At 71.4% G+C, this 7,537-nt stretch carries 7 protein-coding genes; all 7 read right to left on the bottom strand.

What is annotated here, in order from left to right; genetic code table 11:
* Positions 1-1,888, bottom strand: a 1,888-nt coding sequence (locus DQW85_RS31205; RefSeq protein ID WP_162795520.1) for a DNRLRE domain-containing protein, incomplete at its 3' end; no start/stop codon positions are given.
* A gap of 63 nt (positions 1,889-1,951) precedes the next feature.
* Positions 1,952-2,473, bottom strand: a complete 522-nt coding sequence (mug, locus tag DQW85_RS31200; RefSeq protein ID WP_113703386.1) for a G/U mismatch-specific DNA glycosylase — start codon at positions 2,471-2,473, stop codon at positions 1,952-1,954.
* 1 nt (position 2,474) lies between these two features.
* Complete coding sequence (locus tag DQW85_RS31195; protein ID WP_113703385.1) at positions 2,475-3,875, bottom strand: sugar porter family MFS transporter; 1,401 nt, start codon at positions 3,873-3,875, stop codon at positions 2,475-2,477.
* A 103-nt stretch (positions 3,876-3,978) separates the two neighbouring features.
* A complete protein-coding gene (locus DQW85_RS31190; RefSeq protein ID WP_113703384.1) occupies positions 3,979-4,578 on the bottom strand; it encodes a response regulator transcription factor in 600 nt (199 codons plus the stop codon).
* Positions 4,575-5,669 (bottom strand): sensor histidine kinase, encoded by a 1,095-nt coding sequence (locus DQW85_RS31185; protein ID WP_113703383.1) that lies wholly within the window; start codon positions 5,667-5,669, stop codon positions 4,575-4,577. The genes DQW85_RS31190 and DQW85_RS31185 overlap by 4 nt, the downstream gene beginning before the upstream one ends.
* Entirely contained in the window at positions 5,666-6,790 is a 1,125-nt protein-coding gene (locus DQW85_RS31180; RefSeq protein ID WP_113703382.1) for a sensor histidine kinase, read from the bottom strand. The genes DQW85_RS31185 and DQW85_RS31180 overlap by 4 nt, the downstream gene beginning before the upstream one ends.
* Positions 6,791-6,884: 94 nt before the next feature.
* The coding region (locus DQW85_RS31175) for a glycoside hydrolase family 18 protein (RefSeq protein ID WP_205315546.1) at positions 6,885-7,537 on the bottom strand (653 nt) is incomplete at its 5' end.

Below are 7,537 nucleotides of genomic sequence, written 5' to 3'. Positions count from 1 at the left end.
GGCCGAGCTGGCCCGGGACGCGGGTGTAGGCGCCGGTCAAGGTGGCGGGAACGTTCTTACCGGAGGAGTCGCCGGCGCCGGTGCCGGAGGTCTCATCCAGCTTCCAGTAGCCGTGTTCGCCCGCGGGCAGTTCGGTGGCAGGCGGCGCCATGGTGGAATCATTGACCGCCACCGTGTAGTTCAACGGCGTCGCCTCCGGCACGCTGGACTTGTAGCTCACCTTGACGTTGGTGCTACGCGCGATCGCGTCGTTGCCGTCCATCGAGTCGATCGACGCGGCGGTGACGGTCGGGATCTCCGGCGGCAGCACCCAATCCACGCTCAGCTTCGGCGGCGTGCCACCGGTGAACATCTGCGGCCAGAACTGGAAATCCTCACCGTAATTCTGCGCGACCGGGCTCTCGGCGGCCAGCCGCAACACCAGCCCGTGGTTGGCGGTACCGGCCGCCCACAGCCTGGTCATCGCCGTCAGATCCCAGCTCCACACCGCCCCCGCCGTCCCCGGCAAAGAGCACGGGTCGAGGGAGGAGCGTCCTTCCTCGGTGCTGGCGGGTTGGTTGCCCCAGAAGGTGTCATCGGCCGTCCACGCCTCAGTGACGCGCTGGGCGATGATCCCCTGAAACTGGCTGCAGTTGGTGACGTCGGTGCGCAACTGCATCTGCATGGTGGACTTGACCACCTGCCGCCCGTTGATCGGGGCGGTGTCGAACGCCATCAGCGTCCGCCCAATCTGCTCCTCAAACGCGCACGTCGTGCCGCTGCAGACCTTGTAGTGCGAGCGGCCGACAGTGCCCGGCGACCGCTGGGAGCGGGGCGATCTGATGCCGACTTCCTTGGTCACCCCCAGTGTGGTGGTGGGATCGACCGTGACCGGGTACTTGGTGGCCGGGTCGGCCAGCCAGCCGGCGTCCGGCTTGAGCACCAGGACAGTCGCCCCGTCCTTGCCCTCCACCACGGTGTCGATCCTGGCCTGGCGGCCGGGCTGATCGGCGGTCGGCTTGTCGGCTGAGGCGTCCCACATCAACGGCGCGGGCGCCGAAGCCACCTCCTTGCCCTTGCTGTCGTCATTGGCCGTCGACAGTGACAGCCCACCCGATCTGGTCTCGGTGAGCTTGAGCCCCTTGGCCTGCACCGGGATATGGAACTCCACCGGCCCGCTCGGCCGCTCACGCAACACGATGTCGTGCCGGAAACCGGTCGGCAGCGCCGTGACGACCAGGTCCGCCGACGGGCCCGCGGCCCCCACATAGGTCGCCACGTTGCCCTTGACCTGCGGGCGCGGAAGCTCTGTGGGCCAGGACAGGCCAATGGCGCGCTCCCGGTCCAGCGTCATGGTCACAAAAGGCCCCGCCCCGCCGGCCGAGACCCGCACGTGGGCCTTGGCCACCTTGGGCCGCAGCACACCGTTCTGCTCGACCAGAGACGGGTCCATCCACGCCCACGAGCCGTCCCCCTGCCTGAGCTGCGCCGGACCACTATAGGAGTCGGTGCTCAGATGCCCGTCCGGATACGCCCACGTACGCGAGCTCTCCGAGAAGGCCGCCTCCACGGCGACCGGCTTGTTCTGCTTCCTCGCCTGCGCCACCGCAGCGCGCAACGGCGCATCGGGATCGTCCGGCCGAGGGAAGGTCGTCACCGTCGGCGCCGCCTTACCCTTCTTCGTCGCTTGCGAGTCGGGATCGGCTGACGCTTGTGTGATCGAGACCGCCACCAGCAGCGATGCTGCCACCGTGAGCACCGTTGCCGTGGCCAGTCTGCGTTTCGGGCTTCTCCTGAGCCGGGATGGTCTGCCTAACTCGTTCACAAACACCTTCAATCTCGGTGAGTACGGATCGTCAGCATTGATCATGAAGGAGTGGACGACGCCAAGCAACATGAAAAAGATCACTCAGAATTCGAACATAGTTTCGGTAACGGTCGGGAGGTTCGGGACGATAGCAAGGACTCTTTGCTATCCCCGGGTATGCGGCCGGACGTGGTCGCGCAGCCTGGACAGCTCCTCGGCGATGCCCGCAAGCGTCCAGTGGGCGTTCAGGCCGCTCGGGTTCGGCAGCACCCAGACCGAAGCCCCGCCCACCAGCTCCGCCTGCGGCCCCACGATCGCCTTCGGCCGGGCGAAGGCGGTGCGGTAGGCAGAGACTCCGAGGAGGGCCAGCGCCTTCGGCCGCACTTCCGCCACCAACCCCGCGAGACGCCGGCCGCCTTCCACCAGCTCCTCCCGGGTCAGCTCCGACGCCTTGGCGCTCGGGCGGGCCACGACGTTGGTGACGCCGAGCCCGTACTGGGGGAGCAGGTGCTGCTCCGCGGGGGTGAGGCGGCGCGGGGTGAAGCCCGACAGGTGGAGCGCGGGCCAGAAGCGGTTGCCGGGGCGGGCGAAGTGGTGGCCGGTGGCCTCGGACATGAGCCCGGGGTTGATGCCGCAGAACAGGACGTCCAGCGAGGGCCCGAGCACGTCGTCGATCACGCCACGCAGGCTAGCCCATCTCTTCGAGCCTGCGTCCCTTGGTCTCCCTGACCCAGCGGGCGACGAAGGCGAACGACAGCACGGCGAACAGGGCGTACGCGCCGTAGGTGAGCGGCAGGTTCCACTCGGCGAGGGCCGGGAACGAGACCGTGATCGTCCAGTTGGCGACCCACTGCGCCGCGGCGGCGACGCCGAGTGCGGCGGCGCGGATCCGGTTGGGGAATATCTCGCCCAGGAGCACCCAGACCACCACGCCCCACGACAAGGCGAAGAACAGGACGAACGTGTTGGCGGCCACCAGCGCGATCATCCCCTGGGGGTTCGGGAGGTGGACCTCGCCGTTCACCCGCTGGGCGGCGCTGAACGCCCACGCGGCGGTGCCCAAGGAGATCGCCATGCCGGCCGAGCCGATGAGCAGCAGCGGCCTGCGCCCGATCCGGTCGACCAGGGCGATCGCGATGAACGTGCCGATGATGTTGATCACGGAGCTGGAGAAGCTGATCAACAGTGAGCCGGCCTGGGTGACGCCGACCGACTGCCACAGCACCGACGAGTAGTAGAAGATCACGTTGATGCCGACGAACTGCTGGAACACCGAGAGGACGATCCCGATCCAGACGATCGGCAGCAGGCCCAGCGCCGGGCCGCGCAGGTCCCTCATCGTCGGGACGCGCTCGGTCCTCAGCACCCGGTGGATCTCCTCGACGCGGGCGTCCAGGTCGACGTCGGCGCCCTCCACCTCGGCCAGCACCTTGCGCGCCTCGCCGGTACGGCCGGCGAGCACCAGGTAGCGGGGCGACTCGGGGATGCTCGAGGCGAACAGCAGGTAGAGCAGCGCGGGCACGACGCAGGCGCCCAGCATCCACTGCCACGCCTCCAGCCCGCGCAGGGGGTTGTTGACGTCGCCGCCCGCCAGCCGCGCGATCACGTAGTTGACCAGCTGGGAGGACGCGATGCCGAGCACGATGGCGAGCTGCTGGAACGACCCCAGGCGCCCCCGGTAGGCGGGCGGCGCCACCTCGGCGATGTAGGCCGGCCCTAGCACGGACGCCATCCCGATCGCCACGCCGGCCAGCACCCGCCAGACGGTGAGGTCCCAGACGGCGAACGGCAGCATCTGCCCGACGGAGCTGACGGCGAACAGCAGGGCCGCCACCTGCATCGTCCTGGTCCGGCCCCACCGGTCGGCCAGGCGGCCCGCCACCCACGCGCCGACCGCCGAGCCGAGCAGCGCGACGGCGACCACGAATCCGGTCTGCACGGGGCCCACGTCGAAGTGCTTCTGGATGCCGACGACCGCGCCGTTGATCACGGAGCTGTCGTAGCCGAACAGGAACCCCCCGATGGCCGCGGCCGCCGTGATGAAGACGACGTGCCCCAGGTGCTCGTGATGGGTGTGCCGGATCGCCATGTCGCGCCTCCTCCTGGGCCCGCCATCTACCCACGCCGGGGGTTCTTATGGCGGCGCGCCGGCCGGTTTGACCAAGATCGGCGGAGAAGGGGCGGGTGGCGGGTCAGAGCCAGCCCATGCGCTGGGCGGTGCGGATGGCTTCCAGCCGGTTCTGGGCGTTGAGCTTGGTCATGGCGCTCGACAGGTAGTTGCGCACCGTCCCCTCCGTCAGGTGCAGCTCGGCCGCGATCCTGGCGATGGTGGCGCCGTCGCTGGCCAGGCGGAGCGCGTCGCGTTCGCGCTCGGTGAGCGGGCTGTCGCCGGCCGCCATGGCGGCGGCGGCGAGTTCGGCGTCGAGGTAGCGGCCGCCCGTCCGCACCTTGCGGATGGCCATGGCCAGTTCCTCGGCGGAGGCGTCCTTGCCCAGGAACCCGCTGACGCCCGCGGCCATCGCCCGGCGCAGGTAGCCGGGGCGGCCGAGGCTCGTCAGGATCACGATCTTGCATAGGGAGCTGATCTGCTCCGCCGCGCTCAGGCCGTCCATGCCGGGCATCTCGATGTCGAGCACCGCGACGTCCGGCCGATGCTCGGCGACGGCGGCCAGCACCTCGTCGCCCCTGCCGACCTGGGCCACCACCTCGATGCCGTCCTCCAGATCGAGCAGGGCGGCGATCGCGCCGCGGATCAGGTGCTCGTCGTCGGCCAGCAGCACGCGGGTCGTCATGCCGGCATCACCGCCCTCAGCAGGTAGGTGCCCTCGTGGGTGGGGGACGCGGACAGGCTGCCGCCCGCCGAGCCGACGCGCTGGGCGAGGCCGCCGAGGCCGTTCGGCGCGTGGTCGCCCACCGGGCCGCTCACTCCGTCGTTGGACATCTCCAGCACCCCGTTCCTGATCGTGATCCTGCAGTGCTCGGCCCTGCTGTGCTTGAGCACGTTCGTGGCACCCTCGCGCACGACGGTGGCCAGCAGCGTGCGGGTCTCCGGGGCCAGCGGCGCCGTGTCGGCGTCCACGGCGCACCGCACCCCGGCCGCCTCCAGCACCGCGCGCACGCTGGACAGGACCTCGTCGAGGTCCAGCGCCCGGTAGTTCTGTACGGCGCCGCGCACCTCGCGCAGCGCTCGCCTGGTCAGGTCGCGCACCTCGAACATTTCGGCCGCGGCGGCCGCCGGGTCGGCCCGCAGCGTCTCCTCGGCGCGGGCCGTCCTGGCGGAGATGCCGGCCAGGCTCTGGCCGAGCAGGTCGTTCAGGTCGCGGGCGAACCTCAGCCGCTCCTCCGAGACCGCCAGCCTGGCCTTGGCCTCCTGCCCGTCGTGCGCGTCCTTGGCGACCCGCCACAGCCACAGGTTGGCCAGGACGCCGCCCACCACGACCGCCGTCATCAGGACCTGGAGCACGACGAGCTGCCAGGCCGGACCTCTGACCAGGGCGACGTAGACGTTGAGGGCCAGGACCGCCGCCGCGGACGCCGCGACGATGGTGCGCCTGCGGACGAACGGCGCCAGCATGCCGAGCCAGAGAGCGGTCGCGTAGATGAGCGGGATGACCGACAGCAGGAGAGTGATCGCTCCCGAGACCGCCAGGATGGCCGTGGGCCGCGGGCCGCCCCTGACCGCGATCCGGAACGGCCGGGTCGACATCGCCACCAGCACGATCAGCAGGACGCCGGCGGCGACCGCCAGGGGCGCCGGGAACCCCGCCTCCCAACTGAAGTAGATGTCCACGAACCCGATGAGGGCGATCACGTTGATGAAGTCCGTCGAGTAGACGATGAGCCAGCGGACCTTGTCGAGCTTGGTCACGCGCCCGGCGCTCATGAGGGCACCGCCGCTCTCAGCAGGAACTCACCGCTCGGGGTGGGGGCCGCCGATAAGGATCCGCCCGCGGTGGCCATGCGCTCCGCGAGTCCGCGCAGCCCGCTCCCGGGCTCGGCGGCGGGCGGTCGTACGCCGTCGTTGCGCATCTCGAGCACCCCTCCGTCGATCGTGATGACGCATCGGGTGGCCGCGCTGTGCTTGAGCACGTTGGTGCCGCCCTCGCGCACCGCCCACGCGAGCAGCGCGCGGGCCGCGGGTGACAGGTCGTCGGCCCTGGCGTCGATCGTGCAGCGGGCGCCCGCCGCCTCCAGCGCGGCGCGCACCCCGTCGAGCTCCTCGTCCAGGTCGAGCGCCTGGTAGCCGGTCACGGCGTCCCGCACCTCGGTGAGCGACTCGCCCACGAGTCGGCGCACGTCCGCCATCTCGCGCGCCGCCCGCGCCGGCTCCTTGGTGGCGAGCTTGGCGGCCAGCTCGCTCTTCAGCGTGATGACCGACAGGCTGTGGCCGAGCAGGTCGTGCAGGTCGCGGGCGAAGCGCAGCCGCTCCTCCGCGACGGCCAGCCTCGCCCTGGCCTCCTTGCTGTCGTGCGCGTCCCTGATCGTCCACCACAGCCAGCGCCACAGCCACATGGCGAACGTCATCAGGACCGCGCTGAGCGCCTCGACGGGCAGCACGGCGAGCCACGGCCGTCCCCCGGCCAGGACCATGTACGCGCTCGTCAGCCCGGTCACCACGGCGCCCAGGCACACCGCGGCCCACACCGGCAGCTGCAGGACCGCGACGGACAGCCACAGGTAGCCGACCACCGACCAGGAGCCCTCGATCGTGTCGCCGGGCACCGGGGCCGGCACGAGGACGACCGCGCCCGCCGCGGCGAGTCCCGCGACGATCACGGCCACCGTGGGGCGCGGCCGGCCGTCGAACGCGGCTCGCAGCAGGAACGGGAAGAGGCCGAGGGCGCACAGGTGGCACGCCTCGGCGGCCAGGGCGCACGGGAGCGAGATCTGCCCCGCGGCGGCGCTGAACGCGATGACCACGGTGAGGACGAGCGCGAGCAGGGCGACGGAGCCGTCCATCCAGTGGATGAGGATCTTCCTCGCTGTCTCCGGCCGGGCTGTCACGCCCTCCCCCTCATCGCCGAGGCGTCCGTCGCCCGTTCGGCGAAATCCTATAGTTCAGGCGGAAGGACGCCATAGGACGCAGAAGAACGCCGGTTCAGGCTGGGGTGCGCCACAGGACGCGGGACACGGCTGGGCGGGGGGCGGCGCCGCGCACGGAGAGCCACGCCAGGCCGTTGCGGGCGGCGAACGACGACAGCCTGCGGGCGTCCGCCTCGCTGAGGTCGGACGGGCGGGCCAGCAGGGGGGTCAGGGCGACGCGGCGCCACGACTCGCGGGAGTCGGTCAGGCCGTGCGCGTCGGCGATCTGCTCCTGTGCGGCGCGCACGGCCGGGTCCCACGCCTCCGACGGCTCGCGGGCGCCGAGCTCGGCCAGGAGGTTGACGGTGGTGATCTCGGCGCCGTGCCGGCGGGTGAGCCGCAGCATCTCGACGTCGCGCGCCGCCAGCCCGTACGGCTGGAGCCGGAGCGTGAACGCGACCCGCACCGGCAGTTCCTCCTGCACGGCCCGGATGGCGAGCGCCCTGCGCAGCACCGCGACGTGGTCGGCGGCGTCGCGTACGTCGAAGTCGAGGAAGGCGGGGTCGCAGGTGGTGACGATCTCTCGGTAGGCGGCGGCGAGGTCGTCGCGGGTGGTGCAGGTGGCGGCGAGCTCCGGTCCGGCCGGGCCGCCGAGGACCAGCCCGCCGTCTGCCCCCTCGGCGCGCAGGCCGTCGAGGACGCGGGCCGCCTCCGCCACTCCCCCGCCGG

This window comes from Nonomuraea lactucae, assembly GCF_003313395.1.
GTDB classification, from domain to species: domain Bacteria; phylum Actinomycetota; class Actinomycetes; order Streptosporangiales; family Streptosporangiaceae; genus Nonomuraea; species Nonomuraea lactucae.
The sequence above is the reverse complement of the archived record's forward strand: the minus strand, read 5'-3'. Positions and strand labels throughout refer to the sequence as shown.